The organism is Paenibacillus sp. LjRoot153 (assembly GCF_964253085.1).
Taxonomy (GTDB): Bacteria; Bacillota; Bacilli; order Paenibacillales; family NBRC-103111; genus Paenibacillus_E.
In genome coordinates this window covers 414,521-439,211 of the sequence record NZ_CAXUQH020000001.1, presented here as the reverse complement: position 1 = coordinate 439,211, position 24,691 = coordinate 414,521, and the positions used below count along the sequence as shown (strand labels likewise).

28 protein-coding genes are annotated in these 24,691 nt (G+C 47.6%); 13 read left to right on the top strand and 15 right to left on the bottom strand.

All coding sequences use genetic code 11. From position 1 onward, the window contains the following. Nucleotides 1–29: 29 nt before the first annotated feature. Nucleotides 30–1,166: a PP2C family protein-serine/threonine phosphatase gene (locus tag ACSQ8P_RS02045; RefSeq protein WP_436233678.1), complete on the bottom strand. Its 1,137-nt coding sequence runs from the start codon at nt 1,164–1,166 to the stop codon at nt 30–32. Between the two features lie 260 nt (nt 1,167–1,426). Between ACSQ8P_RS02045 and ACSQ8P_RS02040 the strand changes: the two genes are divergently transcribed. Both ACSQ8P_RS02040 and ACSQ8P_RS02035 read left to right on the top strand, forming a co-directional pair. Further along, complete coding sequence (locus ACSQ8P_RS02040; RefSeq protein WP_436233677.1) at nt 1,427–1,738, top strand: YtxH domain-containing protein; 312 nt, start codon at nt 1,427–1,429, stop codon at nt 1,736–1,738. Between the two features lie 45 nt (nt 1,739–1,783). Further along, on the top strand, nt 1,784–2,197 hold the full coding sequence (locus ACSQ8P_RS02035; RefSeq protein ID WP_436233676.1) for a hypothetical protein: 414 nt from the start codon (nt 1,784–1,786) through the stop codon (nt 2,195–2,197). A 140-nt stretch (nt 2,198–2,337) separates the two neighbouring features. On the opposite strand, the gene fumC is transcribed toward ACSQ8P_RS02035, so the two are convergent. Continuing rightward, nucleotides 2,338–3,726 carry a class II fumarate hydratase gene (gene fumC / locus ACSQ8P_RS02030; protein WP_436233675.1) on the bottom strand — a complete coding sequence of 463 codons (1,389 nt, stop codon included), beginning with the start codon at nt 3,724–3,726 and terminating at the stop codon, nt 2,338–2,340. A 327-nt stretch (nt 3,727–4,053) separates the two neighbouring features. Here fumC and ACSQ8P_RS02025 point away from each other — a divergent pair, with 327 nt between their 5' ends. Then, on the top strand, nt 4,054–4,446 hold the full coding sequence (locus ACSQ8P_RS02025) for an acyl-CoA thioesterase (RefSeq protein WP_436233674.1): 393 nt from the start codon (nt 4,054–4,056) through the stop codon (nt 4,444–4,446). Here ACSQ8P_RS02025 and ACSQ8P_RS02020 read toward each other — a convergent pair. The 6 genes from ACSQ8P_RS02020 to ACSQ8P_RS01995 form a co-directional block, all read right to left on the bottom strand. Further along, complete coding sequence (locus ACSQ8P_RS02020; protein WP_436233673.1) at nt 4,443–5,276, bottom strand: DUF2935 domain-containing protein; 834 nt, start codon at nt 5,274–5,276, stop codon at nt 4,443–4,445. The two genes, ACSQ8P_RS02025 and ACSQ8P_RS02020, sit on opposite strands and share 4 nt — an antisense overlap. Nucleotides 5,277–5,348: 72 nt before the next feature. After that, nucleotides 5,349–6,464, bottom strand: coding sequence for a GerAB/ArcD/ProY family transporter (locus tag ACSQ8P_RS02015; protein ID WP_436233672.1), 1,116 nt, complete (start codon nt 6,462–6,464; stop codon nt 5,349–5,351). A 20-nt stretch (nt 6,465–6,484) separates the two neighbouring features. Beyond that, complete coding sequence (locus ACSQ8P_RS02010; protein WP_436233671.1) at nt 6,485–6,706, bottom strand: hypothetical protein; 222 nt, start codon at nt 6,704–6,706, stop codon at nt 6,485–6,487. A gap of 22 nt (nt 6,707–6,728) precedes the next feature. Continuing rightward, a complete protein-coding gene (locus tag ACSQ8P_RS02005; RefSeq protein WP_436233670.1) occupies nt 6,729–7,898 on the bottom strand; it encodes a Ger(x)C family spore germination protein in 1,170 nt (389 codons plus the stop codon). A gap of 20 nt (nt 7,899–7,918) precedes the next feature. Then, on the bottom strand, nt 7,919–9,319 hold the full coding sequence (locus ACSQ8P_RS02000) for a spore germination protein (protein WP_436233669.1): 1,401 nt from the start codon (nt 9,317–9,319) through the stop codon (nt 7,919–7,921). Nucleotides 9,320–9,412: 93 nt separating this feature from the next. Continuing rightward, nucleotides 9,413–9,982: a pyridoxamine 5'-phosphate oxidase family protein gene (locus ACSQ8P_RS01995; protein WP_436233668.1), complete on the bottom strand. Its 570-nt coding sequence runs from the start codon at nt 9,980–9,982 to the stop codon at nt 9,413–9,415. A gap of 203 nt (nt 9,983–10,185) precedes the next feature. Here ACSQ8P_RS01995 and ACSQ8P_RS01990 point away from each other — a divergent pair, with 203 nt between their 5' ends. From ACSQ8P_RS01990 to ACSQ8P_RS01970, 5 genes are all read left to right on the top strand, one after another. Further along, on the top strand, nt 10,186–11,625 hold the full coding sequence (locus tag ACSQ8P_RS01990; RefSeq protein WP_436233667.1) for a spore germination protein: 1,440 nt from the start codon (nt 10,186–10,188) through the stop codon (nt 11,623–11,625). Continuing rightward, on the top strand, nt 11,622–12,722 hold the full coding sequence (locus ACSQ8P_RS01985) for a GerAB/ArcD/ProY family transporter (RefSeq protein ID WP_436233666.1): 1,101 nt from the start codon (nt 11,622–11,624) through the stop codon (nt 12,720–12,722). The genes ACSQ8P_RS01990 and ACSQ8P_RS01985 overlap by 4 nt, the downstream gene beginning before the upstream one ends. Further along, complete coding sequence (locus tag ACSQ8P_RS01980; protein WP_436233665.1) at nt 12,719–13,819, top strand: Ger(x)C family spore germination protein; 1,101 nt, start codon at nt 12,719–12,721, stop codon at nt 13,817–13,819. The genes ACSQ8P_RS01985 and ACSQ8P_RS01980 overlap by 4 nt, the downstream gene beginning before the upstream one ends. 128 nt (nt 13,820–13,947) lie before the next feature. Beyond that, the gene (locus ACSQ8P_RS01975; RefSeq protein WP_436233664.1) at nt 13,948–14,112 is read left to right on the top strand and encodes a hypothetical protein; all 165 of its coding nucleotides are present in this window, start codon (nt 13,948–13,950) and stop codon (nt 14,110–14,112) included. 159 nt (nt 14,113–14,271) lie between these two features. Further along, a complete protein-coding gene (locus tag ACSQ8P_RS01970; RefSeq protein WP_436233663.1) occupies nt 14,272–14,919 on the top strand; it encodes a DUF3298 domain-containing protein in 648 nt (215 codons plus the stop codon). 6 nt (nt 14,920–14,925) lie between these two features. On the opposite strand, the gene ACSQ8P_RS01965 is transcribed toward ACSQ8P_RS01970, so the two are convergent. Both ACSQ8P_RS01965 and ACSQ8P_RS01960 read right to left on the bottom strand, forming a co-directional pair. Next, nucleotides 14,926–15,894: a TRM11 family SAM-dependent methyltransferase gene (locus tag ACSQ8P_RS01965; RefSeq protein WP_436233662.1), complete on the bottom strand. Its 969-nt coding sequence runs from the start codon at nt 15,892–15,894 to the stop codon at nt 14,926–14,928. A gap of 21 nt (nt 15,895–15,915) precedes the next feature. Continuing rightward, nucleotides 15,916–16,812, bottom strand: coding sequence for a LysR family transcriptional regulator (locus ACSQ8P_RS01960; RefSeq protein WP_436233661.1), 897 nt, complete (start codon nt 16,810–16,812; stop codon nt 15,916–15,918). A 131-nt stretch (nt 16,813–16,943) separates the two neighbouring features. Between ACSQ8P_RS01960 and ACSQ8P_RS01955 the strand changes: the two genes are divergently transcribed. Next, nucleotides 16,944–18,014, top strand: a complete 1,071-nt coding sequence (locus ACSQ8P_RS01955; RefSeq protein ID WP_436233660.1) for a branched-chain amino acid aminotransferase — start codon at nt 16,944–16,946, stop codon at nt 18,012–18,014. Between the two features lie 501 nt (nt 18,015–18,515). Here the strand turns inward: ACSQ8P_RS01955 and ACSQ8P_RS01950 are convergent. Continuing rightward, complete coding sequence (locus ACSQ8P_RS01950) at nt 18,516–18,950, bottom strand: YkvA family protein (RefSeq protein WP_436233659.1); 435 nt, start codon at nt 18,948–18,950, stop codon at nt 18,516–18,518. 257 nt (nt 18,951–19,207) lie between these two features. Between ACSQ8P_RS01950 and ACSQ8P_RS01945 the strand changes: the two genes are divergently transcribed. Next, a complete protein-coding gene (locus tag ACSQ8P_RS01945; protein ID WP_171629932.1) occupies nt 19,208–19,399 on the top strand; it encodes a CDGSH iron-sulfur domain-containing protein in 192 nt (63 codons plus the stop codon). Between the two features lie 87 nt (nt 19,400–19,486). Here the strand turns inward: ACSQ8P_RS01945 and ACSQ8P_RS01940 are convergent, their stop codons facing one another. Continuing rightward, nucleotides 19,487–20,206 carry a hypothetical protein gene (locus tag ACSQ8P_RS01940; protein WP_436233658.1) on the bottom strand — a complete coding sequence of 240 codons (720 nt, stop codon included), beginning with the start codon at nt 20,204–20,206 and terminating at the stop codon, nt 19,487–19,489. A 229-nt stretch (nt 20,207–20,435) separates the two neighbouring features. On the opposite strand from ACSQ8P_RS01940, the gene ACSQ8P_RS01935 reads away from it, so the two are divergent. Continuing rightward, nucleotides 20,436–21,656, top strand: a complete 1,221-nt coding sequence (locus ACSQ8P_RS01935; protein WP_436233657.1) for an MFS transporter — start codon at nt 20,436–20,438, stop codon at nt 21,654–21,656. Between the two features lie 72 nt (nt 21,657–21,728). Here the strand turns inward: ACSQ8P_RS01935 and ACSQ8P_RS01930 are convergent, their stop codons facing one another. Next, complete coding sequence (locus ACSQ8P_RS01930; protein WP_436233656.1) at nt 21,729–22,052, bottom strand: EthD family reductase; 324 nt, start codon at nt 22,050–22,052, stop codon at nt 21,729–21,731. A 181-nt stretch (nt 22,053–22,233) separates the two neighbouring features. On the opposite strand from ACSQ8P_RS01930, the gene ACSQ8P_RS01925 reads away from it, so the two are divergent. Continuing rightward, a complete protein-coding gene (locus ACSQ8P_RS01925; protein ID WP_436233655.1) occupies nt 22,234–22,560 on the top strand; it encodes a PadR family transcriptional regulator in 327 nt (108 codons plus the stop codon). Beyond that, nucleotides 22,557–23,075, top strand: a complete 519-nt coding sequence (locus ACSQ8P_RS01920; protein ID WP_436233654.1) for a DUF2812 domain-containing protein — start codon at nt 22,557–22,559, stop codon at nt 23,073–23,075. The genes ACSQ8P_RS01925 and ACSQ8P_RS01920 overlap by 4 nt, the downstream gene beginning before the upstream one ends. A 51-nt stretch (nt 23,076–23,126) precedes the next feature. On the opposite strand, the gene ACSQ8P_RS01915 is transcribed toward ACSQ8P_RS01920, so the two are convergent. Together ACSQ8P_RS01915 and ACSQ8P_RS01910 are read right to left on the bottom strand one after the other, a co-directional pair. Further along, the gene (locus tag ACSQ8P_RS01915) at nt 23,127–23,633 is read right to left on the bottom strand and encodes an ankyrin repeat domain-containing protein (protein WP_436233653.1); all 507 of its coding nucleotides are present in this window, start codon (nt 23,631–23,633) and stop codon (nt 23,127–23,129) included. Nucleotides 23,634–23,783: 150 nt separating this feature from the next. After that, nucleotides 23,784–24,650, bottom strand: coding sequence for an aminoglycoside 6-adenylyltransferase (locus ACSQ8P_RS01910; protein WP_436233652.1), 867 nt, complete (start codon nt 24,648–24,650; stop codon nt 23,784–23,786). Nucleotides 24,651–24,691: the final 41 nt, after the last annotated feature.

The window sequence follows — 24,691 nt, the reverse complement described above, 5'->3', positions numbered from 1 at the left end:
AGTATTCAAGTTTCACTGACTTGCGCAAGCTAGGAGGCCGAGATCATCACCAGGCACATATCATCCTGCGAAGGGTCGCTCATCGTTGTAGGAGAGAGCCTTTCGATTAGCCCTTCCGGGTCATGCCCGTTCATATTCTTGAGGCTGCCCTTAATTTGAGCCATACCATCCTGCTCCTCGTCCGCGATCCATTCCGTCAATCCATCGGTGTATAAGACAATCTGAGCTTGTTCCTCGTAACTCGCATACCCTTTGGTAATCCCAATACCTTCAAAAAAGCCAATTGCACAGCATCCTTCAGAGAGCAGCTGCACTTCGCCATCGAGCACAGCAACGCCAGCTGGATGGCCTGCATTCACATATTCAATGGTACGCTGCTCGGTATCAAGTACCAGATAGATCGCGGTAAAGTAATAATTAATAAGACTATCCGTGACATGAAGCTGATTCATTCGCCGATTAAGCTCCTGCATCACCAGCTCTGGATCGCCTATCCCCGTGATCGTATCCTTCAAAGCCGAGTAGATGTACATACATACTAAGGATGAAGAAATACCATGCCCCATCATGTCGAGCAAAATAATGCCATATTGATGCGGCCCGATCGGATACCACGCATAAAAGTCACCCGCCAGTTCTGACGAAGGCCGATACACCGCGGAAATCTCGATATTCTCTTTCTTCAGTGGATGGCTAAGCACACTAAGTTGGACCTGTTTAGCCAAATCAAGCTCATACTTAATCCGTTTGTCGCGCTCTTTATGCCAATCCTTCTCATATTTCAAACGAAGTGTTGAACGAATCCGCGCTAGAAGCTCCACCTTGTTAATCGGTTTCATTACATAATCCAACGCCCCTGCATCTAATGCCTCTGCCAACTTATTGGAATCCCCCATCGCCGTTACGAAAATGATCGGAATATCCCTTAACCGCTCATCAGCTTGTACCCTACGACATGCTTCTACCCCGTCGATTTCCGGCATCATCATATCCATAAGAATGAGATCAACTGTTATTTCCGCTTGATCGGGTGTATCCATACCAAGCAAGTGATAGAGCTCTCTTGCCGAAGAAAGCGCAATTAAATCTGTGTAGCCCGCTTTCTCCAAAATCTTTTCAATAATTAATAAATTCGTCTTATTATCATCCACAATTGCAATACTCATCGCACTAACCCCTTTCGGGTGAATAGGAACAAAGTCCCCATACATATAATCTATCATATATCCTATAACCCTATCGCCGACAATTCAATCAGGTAATAAATAATTTTGAAATATTATCCAATAATTACACTTCCCAAGGCGTCAGAAAAAAGTGACAGATTAACATTTGTGCACTCCCCTGTTTCAATATGCCTCTAAGCGGGTACATCCAAGTATGGACATGCAACACCTATCCCCACAAACTGAAGGAGAGATGACGTATGAGTGAAACAGTCGAGACGAACAAAGGCGGACTATGGTTAGGTCTAGTGATTGGTGGTGCTGTCGGCGCGATAACCTCATTGTTAATTGCCCCTAAAGCGGGGTCGAAGCTGCGCAAAGATCTCTGGAGCACCTATCGTACTTGGCAGGATAAAACGAAAGAGTTCGCCTCCTCCGTAAGCGAAAACTCAAAAGCCCTTGCGGAATCCGTTAGCCAAAAAACGGAAGACCTCGTAGATACAGCTAAAGAAAGTCAGCATCGTGTCACAGACTCGATCCAGGCAGCGAAAACAACCTTTCAAAATAATTAACACTAGCTGTAATGGGTTCGTCCCCTACGAAAGGAGCGATATCCGATGGACAAACATACCTTGCATCAACAATTAACTGACCTTGGACTTGAACGTATGGAATACGTCGAAAAGTCCGTGTACCGCATTGATATTTACAATGATGCCACCTCAGCGGCCTATCCGTTGACGTTAACCACCGTAACCTCAGAGCTTGGGAGCACAACCGTGCATTTCCATGAGGCCGATTTCACAGACAACCAATTCATTCCTCTTCAAGTTCGCCGGGCCGCGCTGGATAAATTAATTGAGCTTGAGCAGATCTGTAATGGATCGGCCGGTAAATCCATTGAAGAAGCCAACAACGGCTCTATGGCTCAGGATATGGACGAAATGAAGAAACTCGGGAATGAAATGAAGCATATGAAAACCAATAGCGAGCTCATAGAGAACGATATGGTTCCTGATCCGATGCCGTAGTGGATTGGACATAATAGCAGACTGTTTCATCCGATATCTGGAAAAACCGAAATGACAAAGGAGCTAAAGCGTGTTTGCGCTTAGCTCCTTTTTTTTGGAAATTCGGCTGGAAGCGTGGATGCTCCCCTTATATACCAACCTTATGCCTTCGGATGTACCATATCCTCTGGCTTCACGTAGCTGTCGAATTGCTCCGCTGTTAAGTATCCGCTGCGCACCGCTGACTCCTTCAGCGTCAGCCCTTCCTTGTGCGCTTGCTTCGCAATGCTGGCAGCCTTCTCATACCCGATATACGGGTTGAGCGCCGTGACCAGCATAAGCGACTGCTCGAGATTGCGCTGAATCACCGCGCGGTTCGGTTCCATGCCTGCGAGGCAGTGATCGTTGAACGAGCGCATGCTATCCGCCAGCAGTCGTACGGACTGCAGGAAGCTGTGGATGATCACGGGCTTGAACACGTTCAGCTCGAAATTGCCTTGGCTAGCGGCGAAGCCGATGGTCGCATCGTTGCCCATGACCTGGCACACGACCATCGTCATCGCTTCGCTCTGCGTGGGGTTGACCTTGCCCGGCATGATCGAGCTGCCGGGCTCGTTCTCCGGAATCGTGATTTCACCGATTCCGCAGCGGGGACCGCTCGATAGCCACCGAACATCGTTGGCTATCTTCATTAAGTTCGCCGCCAGCGCCTTGAGCGCGCCGTGGGCGTAAACGATCTGATCATGGCTGGTCAGCGCATGATATTTGTTCTCCGCCGAGACGAAGCGCGTGCCCGTCTCGCGAGTCAGGGCTTCGGCGACGCGGGCGCCGAATTCGGGATGCGCGTTCAGCCCCGTGCCGACGGCGGTCCCGCCGATCGCGAGCTCGCGCATCGTATCTACGGCGCCGCGCACCATGCGCGCCGTCATGTCCAGCATCGCCCACCACCCGCTGATCTCCTGACCCAGCGTCAGCGGGGTCGCGTCCTGCAGGTGGGTGCGGCCGATCTTGACGATGTCGGCGAAGGCCGACATCTTGGTGTATAGCGTCGCCTGCAGCAACTCCAGCGCAGGCAGCAGCTCTTGCTCTACCGCGATGACACCGGCAACGTGCATTGCGGTCGGGAACGTATCGTTCGAGCTCTGCGAACGATTCACATCATCGTTGGGATGGATGCGCGGAGCGCCCTCCCCGAGCAGTTCGTTGCCTCGGTGGGCGATCACCTCGTTGACGTTCATGTTCGACTGCGTGCCGCTGCCCGTCTGCCAGACGACAAGCGGGAACTCGTCGTTCCATCGGCCTTGTACGATTTCATCCGCCGCTTGAGAGATCGCCTCCGCTTTCTCCGGCGGCAAACCGCCGAGGTCACGGTTAACGTGAGCGGCTGCTTTTTTGAGCAGTGCAAAAGCGCTTATCAAGCGTGGCGGCATCCGCTCCGTACCGATTTTGAAATTTTCGAAGCTGCGCTGTGTCTGTGCCCCCCATAACTTATCCACAGGTACTCTGATTTCCCCCATGGTATCACGTTCTATGCGATATTCTTGCGTCATATGTTCCCTCCTAGGTCATGCCAAACTAACACATCTTTACTTAGTACCGTACCCATACCCACTACTACCCACACTTGGGTACGCATAAACACGCATCGCATAGTTTCCCCAAATGTTGGTGCCTTATGAGTCGCTACTGGTTATCCCCCTACCGGGAAAGCTATAATAGTGAATGTTAGAGGATAGACATCTGCATCTATTGCCCTTCCCACTGTCGAATGCCACGTTGTATTTGGGTTACGAGTTACAGCGCGTACTGCGGTTCGGCGGTTACCGGTTCCCGCACCCTTTCATACTAGTCATTCAAAACAAAAGGAGATCACACATATGGAAACAAAGCTAGCAATCATTGTCCGCTCCACTGAAATTGATGTGAATGGTCATGTAAATAATGCCAAATATTTGGAGTACCTCGAATGGGGGCGTGAAGAGTGGTATGAGGCCTGTGAGCTATCTTACGAGACTTTTGATGCCCTTGGTATTCAAACGGTAACCGTCAATATCAACATCAATTATCGTAAAGAATGCAAGCAAGGTGAGCATCTAACGGTGAGCTGCCGCCCGGAGAAGATCGGCAGCTCCAGCTATGTGCTGCAACAAGAGATTCGTAACCAGCAAGGCGAACTGTGTGCAGATGCACTTGTGACCAGCGTGACGATGGACAGCACAACGCGCAAAAGCCGGGAGGCCCCGGCGGCATTACGAACGCATTTCGTCTAATCGTTCGGCATAAGCGAAGGCCGAGTTAGCGGACAGTGACCGAGTGGCGGCGCGTCAGGTATGAATTCAGTGAGCTTGCGCATGAAATAGCACGACTCCGGAAAATGGTGTTCTAGAAAACGCAGTGTCGATTTCGATAGCAATTGAGCATTGCGATATTGAACAACGATTCGCTGTACGAAATCATAGAATGCTTTCACAGTTCCTAATACTTCCTTAGCAAATTGAATCTCCGCTGGGAAGCCTGGCGGTGTGAACCGCAAATAACCTTGCATGGCGCGATTTTTCGTCATATAGGACGAGAAAAGCGAAGCAAATTTATCCGTCTCTAGACCAAGTATTCGCTCCACAGGGTCCAGCAGCCCATTAAGCAGCACGGCATGCCCTAGCTGATCCTCAAGCCAGAGATCCAACAATTGAGTCAGTTTCAAAGGTACAGCGGGAACTCCTTGCATCCAGTACGTGAGTTGCCGCAAATACTCTCTGTTTTCATTAATGGTCCCATTAAAGTAAGAGGGCGTTAAATTCAGATTGACGCGATTCCACAACCGCAAATGCTGCATGTGTCCTTCAAGCCTGCAATATGCGTCTGCTAGGGGGTATACATGTCTCGCGAAAGCCTGCATGTTCGGAGAATCAGCTGTATCTATCGGTGATAACCCTTTCGCCTGTTGGATAGCCTCTTGAAATTGCGGGATGAACCTCTCAGCTTCCTGCCACCACTTGATTTCCACTGGAGATAAATAATCCCTCAGAAAATGCGCATGATCTTCTAGCACCTCAAGCCAGAAAAGATGCTCTTCCTTCACTGTTATTCGCGTCTCTATCATCTTGCAGGTCCCTCCTCCGCACGCCTTTCTTTCATTCAAAATGTATGAAAGAAATCGGAGTCATAGACCGCTTCACGGTTTGGGAGCTGGTTGATTAATACGGGCTCTTCTGCTTTTTATCCAGAAGACAACCGGATAGATGAAGAACAAACCCTCGATGAATAGGGCAAAGGTAGCCCAGCTGCTATTAAAATATTCCGCCAGCTCTACGGGATTCTTAGCTAAAATAAGTGACAGCAAGACGACAATGGCCGCCAGCGAGAATGTAATTGGTTTGTAAGTACTTAGCGACAGGGCTTGCGAGCAAAGCAGCGTCCCTATCGTAAAAATAATACTCAGCTTAATGAAATAGCCAGTGAACCAGATCGAGACAATTAGCGCATCTGTGTTGCGTAGAAAGTCGCCTAAATGCAGGAATCCCGTAAGCTCTAGCGCAGGATACCTTAATGTAGCCCCAAGCTTAGGCCCGAAGAAAAACATCATTAACAGAAATTCTACAAGAAGTATGTAAGTGCCCGCCAAGGATCCTATCCAAATGATTTTGCGGTTTTTTTGCTTGGTATTTAGCTCTGGGACGATATACGAGAACATAATTAATTCGCCATACCATGGGATCATGGCATACGTTTGAGCCCACAGTGCCTTCCAATCATGAATACGCGTAAACTCGTACCACATGGGTGTATCCATAGCCGTAAGAAAAAATAATGGTTTGAACACGAACAGCACGCCTATAAATAAAAAGCACCCCTGGGCAAATCTGAACACAGTTGAGACCCCGGATTGGGTCAAAGATGCAACGGCAGCCATAACCAGCACAGCAACAGCGACGGGCGGTGTTTCCCGCAAATAAGTCGGTATGAAGAAGTCGGTAAACTCGCGCAAAATATAAGAGGCCAAATGTAGAAAAAAGAATGACACCAGCAACAGAATACCTTTATGCAAGTACTTGTTTATGATGGTGCCGCCGTACTCACCAAGATAGTTCGAGGGTTGGCGCAGAGCAAATCGGAGGCTGAGGGTCGCAAGCCCTGTGCCACAGATCGAGGCAAGTAGGATGCACCATCCGCCATCAAAGGAGACCGCACCCGCAAGAGGACTGATGAGAAAGGCTATCGTGGTTGAAAATACGAACACAAAGGTCAAGGCACCCAACTGCAGTCCTGTCACTGTTCCTTGCTGCTTCACCTTGCCGCCTCCCTGCATGCCTATCTTTGAGTAATGAAGCTTTGAATCGGCTCAAATAGCAAATGAATCGCGTGACTGGGATTTACCCACTCCGGCCAGAAGATACTGATGGTGCCAAAAACAAACGCGGCACCGGTAACCGACAGAGCAATTCTCCTTTCTTTCGGGCTTGCAGATTGACGTCGAAGCAACGAGATTTGATAGATCAGGATACAACCAATACCTATGATTACATACAACAAGGACTGTGATCTCCTTTCGAATTCAAAGTTTCGCTGAGCGGCTTATGCCCGTGCTTCGCAAAACCACATGAACATGTATTTCAGGATCTGTATGTGTAAACATCATCTCGCGGGGGTTTTCCGCCCATTCCTGCCATATCCCGGGGTATTTATATTTAACTAATTCGCTCCACTGAAAAACATCGGCCTGATGATCTTGCGCTTTCTCAGTCGCAGATTGAACCAGTTGTCGAATACGATCACTCACTGCCCTCTCCACGATTGTGATATTCTCTGGCGCGTTTAAATTCATATTGGATTCAATGGAAATGAGATCTGATTTTGCCTGAATAGATACCTGAATGGTGACCTTGCTTCCGCTGCGAATCGCTCGCGTTTTATGCTTCACATCAATGAGCCTGGCGCTAAAAACACCCTTTTTATCTGGGAGTTTCCCCGTAATGATCATCTCAGGAATCCGGTTCATCATGATTAAAATGCCCATCGTTTCTTCATTCGTAAATCTACCTGTAACAGTGCCATTTTTCATGATGGCAGCGCCCCCAACCCCCGACCACTTCACCGTCTTGGCTTCTGTCAGCAGCTTAAGATCACGCAAACTTAACTCCGGAATATAAGAGTCCCCTAAGTTATTCCATTGGGCATATAATAATTCTCGGATTCTGATTGGAGGAATTCGCTTGGTATGCGCTGATTCTCGCCAAATTTCAGTGGGGAACCGCTCAAACACAGATTCTAACTTCGCTAGATTCCTGGCGAGGCCGTTGAAATAAAACACATAGATCGGCAACCTGAAGTCCGTTGCACGAATCAAATGATCAAACAGAGGGGTCAACCCTGCACGTGCGAAACGATCACCAATCACGACGACTTGCATCTGTCCCCACGTAACCGATCTAGGTAACTCCGCCTGAATATGCTGGAGCGCCTCAGCGACATCGGAGCCTTTGCCCGAAATCGATACGAACGGTTTTTGATTAACACTATTCGAATTGACTCCATTAGATATGCGATTTGGCAACATGAACAGCGTAGAAACTTCGGTCTGTCCATCTTCGTTCAAATCAACAAGCATCGTCGATACGAAGGTGCGGTCATTGAGTTCTTGTTTGGACCAGCATCCGGTTAACCCTGTTGGGACAGCCGTGATAAGCACCAGCATAACAACGACACGCTTTATATTTCGCAACATGGCAGCCCCTCCCTGATTGATCAAGGTCGTTTCTTGCTAATCCAATTCGTCCAAGGAAATCGGCCAGCGGCATCCCTCATCTGTTCAGACTTAAAAGGAATGAACGGAGAAAGATAAGGCGTGCCATAAGACTCCATCGATAACAAATGAATATAAATAAAAAAGACCCCAATCAATAATCCGAGAAGCCCAAATATGGCCGAGATAAACAATAGCGCGAATCTCAGGATTCGAATCGTCAAGGTAAGTGAGAAATGCGGTACAACAAAGGAAGAAATTCCAGTGAGGGCAACAATAATAACCATTGGCGCACTCACGATGCCTGCCTGAACAGCCGCTTCCCCTATGACAATGGCTCCGACGATGGAGATCGTCTGTCCCATGGTTGTAGGGATACGCTGCCCCGCTTCTCGCATAACTTCAAACGTTACCTCCATAATTAAGGCCTCCAAGATCGCTGGGAATGGTACAATATCCCTGCTTGCGGCCAAAGAGATCAGCATATTATAGGGAAGCATCTCTGGATGAAAGGTCGTAATGGCCACATAAGCTGATGGCAAAACTAGACTGACAACGAAAAAAATGTATCGCAGCAGACGGATCCAACTACTGAAGAAATAGCGCTGATAATAATCCTCTGCCGACTGCATAAACGACAATAAGGTCGCAGGGGCGACCAAATTACTTGGTGTTCCGTCTGTCAGCAACGCCAAGCGTCCTTCAAATAACGAAGAAACCACAACATCAGGTCTCTCTGTATTCAGCATTTTAGGAAATGGAGATATAAGACGATCGTCTAGTAACTCTTCTAGAAAGCTGCTGCCCGGAACACGGTCCGTTCGAATCTCCCCAAGTTTCGTTTTAAATTGCTGCACCATATCAGGGGCACAGCGACCATTCATATAGACCAGAAGAACAATGGTTCGTGATTCACTCCCGATAATAAATTGCTCAACGACAAGATTTTCGCTTTTGATACGCTGACGGATGAGTGACAAGTTCGTCCATACATCTTCTACGAAGGATTCCTTCGGACCTCGAATCGTCTTCTCATTCTCAGAAATACTAACTACTCGCTTCGCTTTTTGAGGAAATGGGAACAAGACGCCCGCTGTCTCACCGGAAATACAGAGTAAGACATACCCGTCCAATAAGCCTTCTAACGCTTTTTCTGGCGTATGTGCAACGGAATAAGTCGTCGGAAAAAACGTGTAACTCTGGAATATGCTTTGGAGACGCTCGTCACTACGTCCCGGATATGGCTGCAGCAACTTACGCAGTACATGCGTTTGCAGCATCTCCAAATCAATCGCATCCATCATATAGTAAATTGTGCAGATGAAGTCATCCTGCTCAATCCTTTGCGAGACCATATCTAAACGATCTTGCAGCCTCTCGCGGATCCATTGGGTCAAATCCATATACGGGACTTCCTTTTTGGTAGTAGTTTCCTCCGAATTGGAAGTAATTATGCATCCCACGGCGAAACCATTGGCCCCATATGCATAGGCAAATTACATACTATCTGTGGATAACTTCTCGCCGATCGGTGTCGGCAGTCCGTCCATGCTCGTCATATTTTTCTTCTGCCAATAGGCGAGCAGTCCTTCATCCCCTTGCTTCGTTGCCCAATTTTGCAGCGTATTCCGCTCACCCTCATAGGTGTAAAATGGAACGCTGTAGCCGCAGGAGGACTTCACCTCATGAATGTCTACGACCATGATTTGCCGTGCACCCGGCAGCAACTCGAACTTCGGCGCCAACTGTTCCCACTCCTCCGATCCAAGCAAAACCACGCGTCCTTTACCATATAGTCTTATAATTTGTGGAGGTCCTTCAATCGCCATGAACATGATCGTGATGCGGCCATTTTCCGTTAGATGCGCGCTGGTTTCATTGCCACTCCCTGTTAAATCCAGATACGCCACTTCACTAGGAGATAGCACACGTAGCACATCGTGCCCCTTTGGCGAGATATTAACATGACCTTCCGCAGATAGCGGGGCTGACCCCACGAAAAAGATGTGTTGCTTAGCGATAAACGCCTCGTGTTCCGGCAGTAGTGCCGCGAATGATTTCCCCATTTTGCACTCACTCACTTTCCATTTTCTTCTATTATGTGCTCCGTAACTCTATTTGTAAAATACATAAATTATATCCACTCCATAGGAATTACCTATAGCGATACGTATCCATGCATCGATCAAATTCTCACCGATCGCTTTTACATATTTATGGAATTTACAGGTTAAAGTAAGGGGAAGTGATGATGCAGGAGGGGACACGCGTGAAACAAAGTCCAACGATTGAAGCGGCAGAGCCCTATTTCAAACAACTTTTCTCCGAACAAAGCGACTTTCAATCGAAACAGTTGCTCATTGGAGGAACTGTGTTTAGGCTGTTTTATTTCGACACGATGGTCGATTCGTCCCTCGTTCAAGATTTTATTCTGAAGCCGCTGTTTCTCCATCCTCAGGATGCGATTCGCGAGGTAGTGTCGATTCTCGACTATGCCGAAACGGAGCATCTGGAGGAAGCGGTTCAGGCCATTTTGTACGGTAAAGTCGTACTCCATCACGGCGGAGACAGCAAGCTTTACCTGCTCGGGGTGGATTTAAAGAAGGAACGCTCCATCAATATCCCGACCAACGAACGGGTTTTACGCGGTGCGAACGAAGCCTTCATAGAAAACTTAGATACCAACATCAATCTCATGCGCAAGCTAATTAACTCTACCGAATTCGTCGTAAAAACATATACAATTGGCCGACTCTCGCGGACGAAGGTCGCTGTCATGTACATCAAGTCGATTGCAAAAAAAGCGATCGTAGAGGAAATAGACAAGAGGCTTAAAAGCATTGACATGGACTATGTCGAAGCACCAGGATTTATCGATGAGATGATCCATGAGAAGAAATTCAGCCTATTTCCGCAACTACTCATTACGGAACGTCCAGACCGCGCGCGCGCCTATTTAATGGAGGGGAAAGTCGTCATTGGAACAGCAGGGTCACCAGACACGATCATCCTGCCAGTGACGTTCTGGTCCTTCTTCCAAAGCCCTGATGATTACCAAGTAAGTTGGCTGATAGGTACTTTTTTTCGACTTTTGCGCATTAGCTGCCTTTTCATTACGATTGGCCTGCCTGCCGTTTATGTGGCAGTCAGTGCCTTTAATCCACAACTGCTGCCGATCAATTTCGTCAATACGCTGCAGAGCTCACTGAAATTCGTCACGTTCCCACCGGTACTCGAGGCGCTTTCGATGATGTTCATGCTTGAGATTTTAAGAGAAGCGACCATTCGGCTGGCGAGTCCCGTCGGCCAAACCATTGGCGTAGTGGGCGGTATTGTTATCGGAACAGTGGTTGTGCAGGCCAATTTGGTTTCCAATACCATTGTTATCGTAACTGCTTTAACCGGACTAGCCTCCTTTGTCTTGCCTTCTTACGAGATGAGCAGTGCAGTTCGCCTGCTAAGCTATCCTGCGCTCCTTCTTTCCTCGTTGTTCGGCTTGTTTGGCCTCGCATTCTTCTTCATGATGATTTGTATCCATCTGTGCCAAATGACAACGCTGGGACTCCCGTATTATACGCCGCCCTTTTCCTTTCGTGATACGAAGGATACGCTGTTTCGGGCACCGCTTTGGAGCATGCGTAAGCACCCGATAGGAGCGGTTTCGAGCAATCGAATACGGATACGGAATCCAAGGAGTTGGAAACGTTGAAAAAGGAAGAAACCATCACGAGAAGACAGCTGATCTCGCTAGTCATTATGGTTCAGCTCGGAACCGAAGTATTATCCCTGCCCCATGTAGAAGCTAGAGTTGCAGGCCATGATACATGGTTGGCTGTCTTGCTAGCTGCACTGGCCTCACAAGTAGGCATTACTTTGCTTTGGTGGCTTGGCAGCCGCTATCCAACGCGTATCTTCTATGCCTACATCCCACTTATTGTAGGTAAACCTATTGGAACCAGTATCAATTTGTTATTTGGATGCTATTACACCCTTTCTGGACTCTTGTTGACATTACTTTATAGCGACATCTTAAAAAGATGGCTGTTTCAACTCACGCCTAGATGGGTTCTCATTCTTATGATTCTCCTTGTGTGCGGCTATGCGGCTACGTCAACGTTGAAACAGCTTGCTAACGTATCGCAAACCTTTATGGTCTTCGCTTACATCAGCTTTGTGCTTATCGTATTTAGCGGAATCTACGGTCTTGATGTGAGAAATTTGCTGCCGATTTTGCAGGGCGGTTGGTATCCCATTCTGAAGGGGGCTTATTCAGCATTTAGTGCTTATGTTGGTTATGATCTGCTCCTTTATGCTTACCCGTACGTACAATCCCAAAGCAAAAAAAAGCTGCTGCTTTCGATGACTCTGGCGAACGCCTCCACGGCCGTGTTTTATATTGCCGTTTGCCTGATCTGTTCCATGAAGTTCAACTTGAAACAGCTTGAGGTTATACCGGAACCTATCATTTTTATCTTAAAAAATTATCGCGTTGATATCTTGCAGAGCATTGACATCTTGTTCCTCATCTTCTATGTATGCATTGTATCGGCGACGATCTATGTGTATTTCTTTATGGCTGTTAAAGCATTCCTGCATCTACGCAGCCAGGGCTTGGGTAAGCAGCATGTTTGGGTATGGACGATGGTCGCGCTTTGTTTCCTTGGAGGTTTCTTCCTAACGAAGCGTAACGACATTTTGCAGTTTGCTACGATTCAGGATATCATGTCGATCCTGTTGGTCATCGGTCTGCCAGCCGTTCTGCTCATCATTTCCGGGCTACGCGGTGCGGGGAGGAACGAGATATGAAGAAAGTGATAGCGGCGCTGCTCGTCTGCTTACTGCTGACAGGATGCTGGGATCAGTCCCAGCTGAAGAAGCTGCTTTTTGTCGATGTGATCGGCGTAGATTACGAGGGTGACAGCAAGCAGCTTAAGATCAGCTATGTCATTTCCTCGCTTCAGAATGCCAATCAAGGGGGAGGCAATCCGAACAACTTATTCGTGGAGTCAACAGGCGATAACATCTATGACGCCGTGAGTAAAACAAATAAAGAATTTCCTGGCATTCTTTCTGTACTGGAAACCAGGTTATTTCTAATAAGCACCCGATTCGCCAAAGATCAGCCGCTGAACTATCTGAATGTTACCAGCCAATTCATCGCCAATCCGTTATACGGCTATCTGGCGGTATATGACGGCGATCTTTCGACGCTGTTGCATAAGAAGAAAATTAAAGATCAGACCTTATCGGAATTTCTGGTAGGATTATTAGAAGAGGAGAAGAAGAGGGGGACAATCCCTTTAAACAAATTAGTCCAATTTATACTCGGGGGAGCGGGGTTCCTTAACGATTTCGCACTTAATCGGTTCGAGCCTTACGAGAACGGGGTTCGTCTAGCAGGTACCTCCTTGTTTCGAGACGGGACGTTTACCGGAATCAATCTGGATGATGAGGATACCCTCTTCGCCACTCTTTTGGGTGGCACATCGGGCAAAAACCAGCTGATTACGGGTAAATTGGATGGAAAGAATTACTCGGCGCAGGTGCAGAACGCCCATCGGGATTTCCATATTAACGATAAGGATGGCAGTCTTCGTGACATTGAAATCTCGTTAAACCTGGATCTTAAACTAATCGAAGCAGGACTTGACGTTAAAAGACATACGAAAGACAGCCTCACAGAGATCGAAAAAAAAATCACTGCTGATATTACGGCAAAAGTGACTAACGTGATTGCAACCTTGCAGAAGACCAATTGCGATTACTTACAGCTTGGACATGAGGTTTCAGCCTATCATCCGAAGCTGTTTGGAGGCATCGACTGGTGGCGCGAACAGTATCCGAAACTCAGCATTAAGCCACAAGTTAAGGTTAAGATTCTTAACACGGGTATTTTGGAATAACGTCAGTAAAAATCTTGCGTTATGTTTGCATATTTTACCACCATTTGAAGAATACTTAGTTGGTTGAATCTTAGCTAATGCTTACGACGCCAGTTTTCTGGCGAAAACGTGAAGGAGGTGATCGTACCATGTCAACGACGAACAGTAATGACGACGTAGTCAGTCACGCGATTAATGCTGCTCAGGCGAATGCTGAAGACAGCCAATCCCAGCAACAGGTTGAGGAATTGTCTGCTGCGCTGCAAAGTTCAACATCCGATGCTAGTGATGAGGAAAACACCTCACAGGAATAATTCGCTTCAGTTCTGCACCAAATAAAGAGCTTTCCCTCACGCCAATCGCGATGTAGGGAAAGCTCTTTATCTTTGGCAATGGCATGAATTCCTCCCATGTATTGAACCAAACGCCCAGTTTTTGAATATGGTGTAGCAAAAACGTTGGGATGATGACACATGAGAGACACGAAAGTCATGAGAGACATGGACCAGGACTTGGAATTGGAACACCAACCCGTTAGTATACAAACCTATAAAGTGTTGAAGAGCAATTTAAATCTGTTGTACCCCGCTGTTATTCATTTGAATCCGCCGATGGTGCAGCATACCATTAACACAACGATTGTCGATGCCGTGAACAAACAGCTGCATGATCAGGGCTACCCGCAAAACCCGTCAACCGATGTGACGGCCTATTACGAAATTAAAACAAACGAACGCCGTGTACTTAGTTTATCTTTGATCAATTATGCTTTTTCAGGCGGGGCTCACGGACTCACGATTCAACATTCGTTAACCTTCAATACGGAAACTGGAAAAAGCTATAAGCTGAGCGAGTTATTTAAGCCAGGCAGCGATTATGTCGCTAAGCTGAGTGCCATGATTGCAGCCGAGATCAAGTTACGGGATATCCCTTTGTTGGTTGATTTTAAAAGCATTCGCCCCGATCAGGATTATTATATAGCTGATAAATCTCTCGTTATTTATTTTCAAGTGTATGAACTTGCCGCTTATGTATATGGATTCCTCTACTTCCCGATTTCCGTCTATGCGCTGCAAGATATGATTGCTGAAGACAGCCCGCTCGGGAAAATGATGTACTAATCAGGGCTAGACGCAGACGATAATCTGCCTGCTGAAATTGCCCTTGTTCACGGTGCAGCGTGAATCGATGTGGAAGCCTGCTTGGGTCAAAAGCGGGTCGATCTGCTCTGTCGTTACGATTACCGCGCGCCGCGCTAATCGGCGGGCTGTTTGCAGCATGTCCAGTTTCTCTGCCTCGGGCAAGACAGAGCACAGATTGTATGGCATGTCCAAGATCAGCGCATCGTAGATGGGCTCTGGACTGCCTTGCAGGGCTGTAGGATGCGGAACGAGCGTCCGCATGTCCGCGATTTGAACCACATCCGGCATGCCGAAGTGGTCCAAATTCACCCGCGCGCCGCGCACGGCCAGCGGGTTGATGTCGTAGCCCACGATGTCGATCCCCATCGACATCGCCTCCACCAGCACCGTGCCGATGCCGCAGCACGGGTCAATGACCCGCGTGCCCGCGACCTCGGGCACGGCGATGTTCACCACCGCCCGCGCGAGGCGCGTACCAAGGGCGGTGGAGTAGTTCTGTGGCTTCTGCTGATGCTGAAGCCACACAGCTTCGCCGTAGCTGCCCTCGCCGAACAACCACCGGCCTCCCAGCTCCGTCACGGCGAAATATTGCTCCGGCCTGCGCATCTCGGCCTTGCCGCGCAGCCCCAGCCCTAGTTCGCGCTCGACGCTTCGCTGGCGGTCATAGCTGACCGCCGTGTCCGTCTCCGCGAACACGACCTTAAACGTTGCGCCGCGCACGGTCAACGTCTCCAACTGCGAGGCCAGATCCGACAGGCTGTCGGCCTCAAAGGCAACATCCATCCGTAGCTTTAGAAACGGGCTGCGGCTCGGCTCTACCCTGCGCACGCTGACCGCGTAGCGCGCACCTATTACTGCGTCTGCGCCCAACAACGTGCGCAGCTCCAACTGACACAACGCCTGCTCATCTTCATGACAGGCGAATACATATATACTCTTTTGCACCATACCCATACCCATACCCTCACTCTTCCCTCAACACGAAGCAAATTCCTGAATAACCTGCTTCACGAACGTATCCATTGTTTTGCACAAAAACATATCCTTCCGATACACAATGCCCACTTCCTTCTGTGGAACGGGATCGATAATCGGGATCGCGCAAAGCTTCTGCTCACGCATCTGAACGCTCATCCCCTCCACATACGATTGAGGCAAAATTGCGCCACACACATGGTTTTTCGCCATTTGCAGCAGAGATTCGAGCGTTGACAGCTCCACAATAGGCTTCCAAGCAAGACCAATCTGCGCGCAACAATTATCCATCATTTGCCGAACATAGAACTTCTGCTGAAGCATCGCAATCGGAATCTCAGTCAGCTCCGCCAACCTGATCTCCTTCACCTGATCTTGGGCAAATGAATGCTGAGCCGATACCACAAGCTGAAGCTTCTCTTGGTATAACGGCATACACCGCAGCTGCTCGTCCTCCTCCGGCAAAAAAACCACACCAACATCCAACTCATTGCTCAGCAGTTTTTCCTTGGTCTCCTCGGTCGCCAGCTCCATGACGGAAAGCTCAATATTCGGATATTTGGCATGAAACGTCATGATTGTCGCCGTCAGCAAATGATTCCCTGAACAGCCGATTCGCAATCGTCCACGCTGCATGCCTTGGAGCTCATTCATCGCCGTCTGCGCTTGCTCCAGCTCATGAAAAATATTCCGGCTATGCTTGCGCAAAATCTCGCCCGCTTCGGTCACATATACTTTTTTACCCATGCGCTGAAAAAGCGGAGACCCCACTCGATCCTCCAGCAATCGGATCTGTTGACTAAGTGTAGGCTGGCTAATGCCCAGCTTCTCTGCTGCTTTGGTGAAGTGCAGCTCCTCACACACCGCCAAAAAATACACCAATAACCGATAATCCACCTGAAGCCCCCCGATCATAGTTATTAACTATGATAGTAATTGATAAATCGCAATTGATCAATGAATCCGTTTTTTTTATAGTTAAAGGTAAAAGATTGTGAGAACCCTCAATGGGAAAGGTGGCACAACGTATGTACGGAAGCATTCGCATCGAACAGCATCTAAAGGGCAAGCCCATGCCCAATTTAGATGAGAATCTAGGGTTTGGTAAACATTTTACAGAACATATGTTTATGATGGATTACGAAGAAGGCCAGGGCTGGCATGATCCGCGCATCATTCCTTACGGTCCAATCTCACATGATCCCGCGGCGATGGTTTTCCACTATGGGCAAGCGGTTTTCGAAGGTATGAAGGCGTTTCGCACCGAGAACGATGAGATCGTGTTGTTCCGACCTGATCAAAACGCCAAGCGTTTGAACCGCTCCAGCGAACGACTCAGCATCCCACAAATGGATGAAGAATTCGTTGTCCGTGCCATTCAGGAGCTAGTTCGTGTCGATGCTGCTTGGGTGCCGAAGAAGAAAGGCTCCTCCCTTTATATTCGCCCCTTCGTCATTGCTACGGAAGCGATTTTAGGTGTCCGCCCATCTATGCAGTATTCCTTTATCATCATTATGTCGCCTGTCGATGCTTACTATGATGAGGGGTTGCAGCCGATTAACATCCTTGTGGAAAGCTATTATGCTCGATCCGTGCAAGGCGGGACGGGCAATGCCAAAGTAGCCGGCAATTACGCAGCCAGTCTGAAGGCGCAAACGCTGGCTAAAGAGCATAACTGTGCGCAGGTGCTCTGGTTGGATGCGATCGAGAAGAAGTATTTAGAAGAAGTCGGCAGTATGAATGTTTTTTTCAAAATCAACGGAGAAGTAGTCACGCCTAGCCTTAGCGGCAGCATTCTGGAGGGTATCACGCGTGGTAGCATCATCCACCTGCTGAAAGAATGGGGCATCCCCGTATCTGAGCGGAAAATTTCAATCGATGACATCGTTAAGGCTCATGCGGATGGAACGCTGGAAGAGGCTTTCGGCACCGGTACCGCTGCGGTCGTATCGCCAATTGGCAGCCTGCTGTGGAACGGTACACCGATGGTCGTAAACCATGGGGAGATCGGCAAGCTTGTCGAGCGACTATATACAACGATCACAGGTATTCAAAGTGGGAAGCTGCCGGACACGTTCAGTTGGTTGTTAAAGGTTTAAGATCTATTTTGTCGCGAAATAACTGCGGAGCAAATAACCGACGAAGGAAAAATTCGTCGGTTATTTGTTCATTGATGCTGTTTAGGTACATAGATGTTTGAATAGAGGCAGGGTTGGTGGCTAGCAAGTTGGCCCTCACCAGACTACCTCAAAAACTTCAACTACTTCGAATAGCTGGAAATCATACAGTTAAATCCACGCTAATCCCCGACTTTAGCGGGATAGCTGGAAAACATGTAGTTATTTCCGCTCGTTTTCAGCGAAACTGGCGGATGTGCGGAAAATAACTACGTATTTTCCATCTAATCGTTATTTTTACCCGTAAACCGTGAAATTAGCTGTAGATTTTCCAGTTATACGAGGAACTCAGCGGGCTCAGCTCCTTCAACCACTCCCCACATATGGCGCGGCACCCGCCGCCGCCGGCCCCTCGTTCCTTTTGTTTTTGCTTCAAATAGCGCCCTCACGTTCCCTTATCGGATACCTGCATCCCTCTACCAACTACTTCTCCACATGCACGTCATCGTCCTTCGCTTTCCCTTGCTCTTCCACCACGTGACCATCAATATCGATAATATCCTTGCTGCTCACAACATCGTCTCCAAGGAAATCTCTCAGCTTGCTTTTCGCTTTCCGCCTGACATCGTCATCGATGCTCTTCGATACAGCCGCCAAGGCAAAGCCCAGTGCACTTAGATCATCCACATATCCCACAATCGGCAATAAATCTGGCATAAGATCTAACGGCAAGATAAGATACCCCAGCGCACCATAGATTTGAACCTTTGCGCGTAGCGGTGTTTTCGGGCTATCCAATGCGTAAAACAACAGCAAGCCACTATAAATCACTTTACTGCCTGCTTTCTTAGCACCTTTTTTCAACTTGGACCAGAAGCCATCAATTGAGAAATACTTTTCATATTTGGACGCATTCATGTAGCGATCACTCCATTCATCAGCAATTACTCTGTATATACCCCTATTTTACACCTATCTCACGCTTGAAGCTTAATTCTTATTGTTATGCGCTAATTGATTATAGATAATCGCATCTGGCAACAATGGTGAGAAATCCTCTACCCTCGGCCATTCAAGGATGCAGCCGGATTAGAGGAACTATTATGGCCAGTAGAAAGATGATTGCGGGAACCAAACCTCATACTTTCTACTATGGCAAAAAAAATTGGAGGCGTATGGTTGTGGCAGAAATTAAAGTTCTGGATAATGGTCCCCTACTCGTAAGTGGCGTTACGTTAATGGATGGGGAAGGAGATCCCATGGAAACGAAAGAACAGATTTACCTATGTCGTTGCGGACTCTCTTCGAACAAACCTTATTGTAACGGTGCTCATAAGGGACATTTTGAAAGCCAGGTACGCGACTAACCTTATAACACGCATACGACTGGTCTAACATTCTACCCACAAAGGGCTGCTCTCAAGTTGATACTTGAAGAATAGCCCTTTGTATATTTAGTGTATAGACGATCGCCCGATCGAACCATTCTCTCGCTCATCGGTTATCGTCAGCATGGCACGCAGCTCGTTCTGATTCGTGTACGCTTGCAATTCGAAAGGCACGCTGACAGAGGCAGGCAAAATGATGTACCAAACGACATAACCCTCGTCAGTTTTTACAATTTCGGCCTCATATTCCATCGCCCCTGTTTCATCGCCCTTCACAACGATATGCGTTATAGACGTATCTCCTATTTCTCCAAATAACAGAGAGGTCCCCCTAGGCTTTTCCAAACGAATTGGCATTATCATATAGGAAAGGGCAGTATCCGACGATGTGTCCATCTTATCTGCGCCAATAGAGTACCCACCACCAGAAGCCCATTTCCACCCCCGCCATGATTTCTTTGCGATTTCTACTTTCAAGTCTGTCCCGCTATGATCTTGCAGCCTTTTGCTGAATTGTAGAACGCCTTCGTGAACAGGCTTCCGAAAAATGACTTTATATTTATCTTCATTGGAAGAACCTCGAAATTGTCGTATCGCCTCTTCGGATGTTCGTTCGAGTGGAATACGCAGAGTCTCTGTTAATCCCATCGCTTTGGACAGCCGCCAATCCGCTATACCTCCCGGCTTTTCTATCACATAGATCGTGGAATAGGCTAGGATAAGCATGATAAAGAGGATCCCTGTCACCAAAGCGTATCTGGGCATTCGCCGAACTACGTTTAGCATGTGCATTCTACCTCCGTTCGATGATAATCGGGCGGCGTAAGCTGAACACACCACTCGCTCATTTTACCATTCGCTGGAAGTTACTGTCACGATTTTATCCTCAACATAGATCCAAGCAGCCTCAACTAACTTTTACCCAAGTCCATCCAAAGAAAGCCCCTATACAACGCATAGCTTATCCTGTATGGTGTTGAAATCGACATCTTACAGCATGAAATGAGGCCATCGTATGATTCCAGCCCTGCGTAAACTTACTTCCATTCGACTGCCTTTCTGGGTCATGTTTATGAATACTTTCAGTATGGCGGTCGGATTTTATATGATGATCCCCCTGCTTGCTTCTTATTTATTAAATGATATCCTGCTGACCGTCACCATGGTTGGTATCATTTCCGCTATACGCAGCTTCAGCCAGCAAGGACTTTCCGTCCTCTGCGGTACGTTGGCCGACAAGCTGGGCTATAAGCGCACGATTCTGATCGGTTTGCTCATCCGTACCTTTGGGTTTGCCATGTTCGGCTTTGTCGACAGCATCCCGGGCTTTATCATCGCTTGTTTCTTCTCTGGTTTAGGCGGATCTCTTTTCAACCCAGCTAGTTATGCGTATTATGCAGCACTATCTACTTCGAGTAACCGTATTACCATCTATTCCATTCGAGAAATGTTAAGCAATATGGGATTCGTCGTGGGTCCCGTCCTGGGTGCTTTACTCATGGGTTTTAATTTCAAATACGTGAGTTTGGCCGCTACACTTATTTTCGCATTTTCCTTTTTCTTTAGTCTCTTCTTTTTGCCGGCTATCCAGAGTGAACAATCTCGCAAGGCCTATACAGGCATCTGGTCCCAGATGCAAATCGTCTGGAGCAATCGCCCTTTCCGACGCTTTATGTTATTCACGATGATCTCGTGGTCTCTTGTCACTCAGTTATATATTGCCGTTCCATTTCGTGTCCATCAGCTCGCTTCGGATGCGAATATCGGACTCATTTACAGCTCTGGTGCCATCGTTATGGTCCTTCTGCAGGTTCCACTTTCTAAATTAGGCAACAGTAAGTTACAGCCTTTTGGCGTGATGTCACTCGGTACCTTACTGCTCGCTGGGGGCTTATTTACAATGGGGATGATGGGGTCCATGTGGGGGATTTATGCGGGGGTTATTGCCTTTATGATTGGACAGGTTTTTCTACAGCCCATGATGAATACCATGGTTTCCGATTATGCCGGGGATGAGCAGATTGCCAGCTATTTTGGTTTTAACAGCTTTGCGCTTTCCATCGGGGCTATCATCGGAAACGTAGGTGGCGGCTATTTGTATGATCTGGGCAATTACCTCGGCTGGAAGAGTCTTCCTTGGGTATGTTTCTTGGTGTTTGGGCTTATGAATATTCGGTTTATGCTCAAAGAGCAAAGAACGACGGGCTCAGTAAGCTCCATTCGCAAAGCCGTCTGAGGTATCCGTCGCTAAGTTCGTACCGCCTGTTAAAAGCATTCGTTCACTCACGCAAAGAGGGTATTTCCTTCATTACCCTTGGAAAGAAGCCACAACTTCCTCGATATAGATATCCTGCTCCCCGATATAATAGTTCGCAACATCATCCTTCAATTCCTGAACTCTAGGATCGCTGATGAACGATTCCAAAGCTTCTTTCGTTTCAAAATACAAACTGAATATAAACGAATACCTAGGCGTCGTTCCATCTGCTGAGGACAGGACCTTTTTGACCTCATACTTGGCCGCCCCCATTTCAAGCACCGTCTTCTGCGATAGTAAAGCAACATGTGTATTCAGATAATAAGCTTCATCGAAGGGGATACCTTGTTTGTATTGAAACGTTAATACGAGCATGCAATCATCTCCTTATCAGATATACATGCATCATAAACGATGACATTAGTGGTAGTGTCAATTGCAAATGCCTATTGCACTCTATATCACGCGGTGATATACTCATCTCATGATATATCACGACGTGATACAACGAGACATGATATAAGATATCCTGATGATGTAAGAAAAAGGAGAATTTATGGATAGCGAGAAGCTCTACCGTCAGTACTTGCCGATGTCTGAAACCGCCTATTACATTTTGCTTTCCCTGACTGAAGTCCGGCATGGTTACGGCATTATTCAGTGGGTTGAGGAGCTCACACAAGGTCGAATTCGCCTAGGTCCTGGAACGATTTATGGCAGCTTATCACGGATGGAAAAGGATCGTTTGATTCAGGCTGTAGCTGAAGAAGAACGTCGTAAGCTGTACCGCATTACCCCATCGGGTAAAGAACTGCTCAAGCTGGAGATTGCCAGAATTACGGTGTTATACGAAAATGCTAAGAAAGTAGAGGGATCTTTATGACTGAGATCAAAAAAGTGTTTAAATGGTGGGACAGTTCACAATCGGAGACGATTACGGCGTGGTTGGAGGATATGGAGGCGCAAGGCTGGCATTTACTTCGTGTAAATTGGAATGGCTTGCGATTTCATTTTCAAAAAGGCGCTCCCCGCAAGATGAGCTATTGCGTAGATTACCAAACGAAGGTCGATGCTAATTATGCAGGTATTTTCGAGGATACAGGTTGGGATAAAATTTACAGCGGCGCAGGCTGGTATATCTGGAGACAAACGTATCAGCATACAAAGCCTGAAATTTTCACTGACATCGACTCCATGATCGAGCGGAATAAACGACTCATTGGCGTATTTACGGCAGTTACTGCCGCACAAATCCCAATTTTCATGATAAATATAAAAAATACGATCTTTTATCCCTTGCTGATCCTCTATGTGCCAGTCCTTGGCTTACTGAGCATTAGTCTATACCGTTTAGTTGCTGCCAATAAAAGACTCCAAGCCAAAAAGGACATTCTCTGATCCGCTATCCGGTTAGCTGAATGTCCTCTATTCACCACTCTTCGCGATCCGTTACCCTATAGCCCCGTGCTCTCGCAACAAGCCAATTACCGCAGTATGACCCTGCTCTTTGGCTAGATCAATCGCATAGATGCCGTCCTCTGACTTCGCATTCACATCCGCACCCTGGTTGATTAAAAGTCCAATGATCTGAGTACTATCCTTATGGAAGGCGGCCACATGCAGACTCGTATGCCCATTGCTATCCTTAATCGTCGGCTTCGCACGGTGAGCGAGCAGCAGTTGTATGACCTCTAGGCTCCGCTCGCCGGCAATAGCCGCATGTAGTGCCGTATTTGAAGGGATATAGCTAACTTTAGAATGCGATACAGCATTCACATCAGCGCCATTTTCCAAAAGCAGCCTAACCACTTCGCTCTGACCGAAATGTGCTGCAAATCCCAGAAGGGTAAGGCCATCACTGTTCTCAGTATTGGCAAGCGAAAGATCCGTGTCCAATAAATCCTTGACTCGGTTTACGTCGCCCGTGCGTGCAGCTGTAAATACGTCATTAATCATGTAAGGGTGGCCTCCTCTAACTTATTTGCTATTTCAATTCGGCAAAAATCTAGATTTTCCCTTTTTCCCGATTAAATAATTCCTGACGCCGCCTAACGCGAGAAAGACCCACAGCAACATCACCGCAGGCCTTTCATGCTACTATTCATTTCAACTCTTCTTCGGCCGATTTCGCACCTCATGCAAATAAGCACGAACATTTCTTTCTTCCATATGAACATACTCGAAGTTCAAATACGCAGCAACCTCTTGCGCGGTTTCACTGAACAGGTCACACATCTTAAAGAGCGAATGCCAAATGTTATCGTAATCGGCGGAATTCGGATACGTCCTTGTGAACGCCTGCCATTCGTCAGCAGTCAGGTGGTTTGGCATGTACTTACCGCATTTGCCAGCACTCATCGTAAAATCAGCACGCATCCCAATTTTCCACTCGAGCATCTGAATCAGGACATTTCGATTGATTTGCTCGTGCATGAACATGACATAGGTCAACTCTTCGCGCCAAAGTCCCTTCGCCATATTTAAACAGATCCACCAGAACTCATTGCATGCCCCTTGAAATTGTTTCTCTGTGGGCCTACGGATATAATAGTCGCTGTCGCTCGAGACAGGAAGTGGACCGATCGTTCCATCTTTATCCAATAGCAATACACTCAAGCTGTCAGGCTTCATCAACTGCTGCCGCTGCGCCAAAGGGATTAATGTGAGGTCAATCCGATTCCCATCTTGGAATTGCATAAGATACACGAGGCGCTCTGTAGGCTCCGCTATTGGATAAAATTCGTTATCATCCGGCATCTGCATGATGAGCCGTTCTCCGAACCGATTGATCCAGCCTGGATCCGACCGGAAAGAGCCGGTTTCCTGTACGAAATAGACGATATCGTAGTCCTGAAAATCATCTCGTGGCACGTTCGGATTTGTACGGGATCCGTTCATCATTACGGCTCGGATTCGATCATCTTCTCGAGCCGTGTCTAGGATCATGGACATCATTTCTTGTTCGCTTCGCATGGCTTTGGTTTAGCCTCCTTTGCAACTCTAGTGATGGTCTA

Excerpts from the sequence above, each read along its gene's own strand:
- ACSQ8P_RS02045 (WP_436233678.1), bottom strand. The coding sequence starts at position 1,166 with ATGAGTATTGCAATTGTGGATGATAATAAGACGAATTTATTAATTATT.
- ACSQ8P_RS02040 (WP_436233677.1), top strand. The coding sequence starts at position 1,427 with ATGAGTGAAACAGTCGAGACGAACAAAGGCGGACTATGGTTAGGTCTA.
- ACSQ8P_RS02035 (WP_436233676.1), top strand. The coding sequence starts at position 1,784 with ATGGACAAACATACCTTGCATCAACAATTAACTGACCTTGGACTTGAA.
- fumC (WP_436233675.1), bottom strand. The coding sequence starts at position 3,726 with ATGACGCAAGAATATCGCATAGAACGTGATACCATGGGGGAAATCAGA.
- ACSQ8P_RS02025 (WP_436233674.1), top strand. The coding sequence starts at position 4,054 with ATGGAAACAAAGCTAGCAATCATTGTCCGCTCCACTGAAATTGATGTG.
- ACSQ8P_RS02020 (WP_436233673.1), bottom strand. The coding sequence starts at position 5,276 with ATGATAGAGACGCGAATAACAGTGAAGGAAGAGCATCTTTTCTGGCTT.
- ACSQ8P_RS02005 (WP_436233670.1), bottom strand. The coding sequence starts at position 7,898 with ATGTTGCGAAATATAAAGCGTGTCGTTGTTATGCTGGTGCTTATCACG.
- ACSQ8P_RS02000 (WP_436233669.1), bottom strand. The coding sequence starts at position 9,319 with ATGGATTTGACCCAATGGATCCGCGAGAGGCTGCAAGATCGTTTAGAT.
- ACSQ8P_RS01995 (WP_436233668.1), bottom strand. The coding sequence starts at position 9,982 with ATGGGGAAATCATTCGCGGCACTACTGCCGGAACACGAGGCGTTTATC.
- ACSQ8P_RS01980 (WP_436233665.1), top strand. The coding sequence starts at position 12,719 with ATGAAGAAAGTGATAGCGGCGCTGCTCGTCTGCTTACTGCTGACAGGA.
- ACSQ8P_RS01975 (WP_436233664.1), top strand. The coding sequence starts at position 13,948 with ATGTCAACGACGAACAGTAATGACGACGTAGTCAGTCACGCGATTAAT.
- ACSQ8P_RS01970 (WP_436233663.1), top strand. The coding sequence starts at position 14,272 with ATGAGAGACACGAAAGTCATGAGAGACATGGACCAGGACTTGGAATTG.
- ACSQ8P_RS01965 (WP_436233662.1), bottom strand. The coding sequence starts at position 15,894 with ATGGGTATGGTGCAAAAGAGTATATATGTATTCGCCTGTCATGAAGAT.
- ACSQ8P_RS01955 (WP_436233660.1), top strand. The coding sequence starts at position 16,944 with ATGTACGGAAGCATTCGCATCGAACAGCATCTAAAGGGCAAGCCCATG.
- ACSQ8P_RS01950 (WP_436233659.1), bottom strand. The coding sequence starts at position 18,950 with ATGAATGCGTCCAAATATGAAAAGTATTTCTCAATTGATGGCTTCTGG.
- ACSQ8P_RS01945 (WP_171629932.1), top strand. The coding sequence starts at position 19,208 with ATGGTTGTGGCAGAAATTAAAGTTCTGGATAATGGTCCCCTACTCGTA.
- ACSQ8P_RS01940 (WP_436233658.1), bottom strand. The coding sequence starts at position 20,206 with ATGCTAAACGTAGTTCGGCGAATGCCCAGATACGCTTTGGTGACAGGG.
- ACSQ8P_RS01935 (WP_436233657.1), top strand. The coding sequence starts at position 20,436 with ATGATTCCAGCCCTGCGTAAACTTACTTCCATTCGACTGCCTTTCTGG.
- ACSQ8P_RS01930 (WP_436233656.1), bottom strand. The coding sequence starts at position 22,052 with ATGCTCGTATTAACGTTTCAATACAAACAAGGTATCCCCTTCGATGAA.
- ACSQ8P_RS01925 (WP_436233655.1), top strand. The coding sequence starts at position 22,234 with ATGGATAGCGAGAAGCTCTACCGTCAGTACTTGCCGATGTCTGAAACC.
- ACSQ8P_RS01920 (WP_436233654.1), top strand. The coding sequence starts at position 22,557 with ATGACTGAGATCAAAAAAGTGTTTAAATGGTGGGACAGTTCACAATCG.
- ACSQ8P_RS01915 (WP_436233653.1), bottom strand. The coding sequence starts at position 23,633 with ATGATTAATGACGTATTTACAGCTGCACGCACGGGCGACGTAAACCGA.
- ACSQ8P_RS01910 (WP_436233652.1), bottom strand. The coding sequence starts at position 24,650 with ATGCGAAGCGAACAAGAAATGATGTCCATGATCCTAGACACGGCTCGA.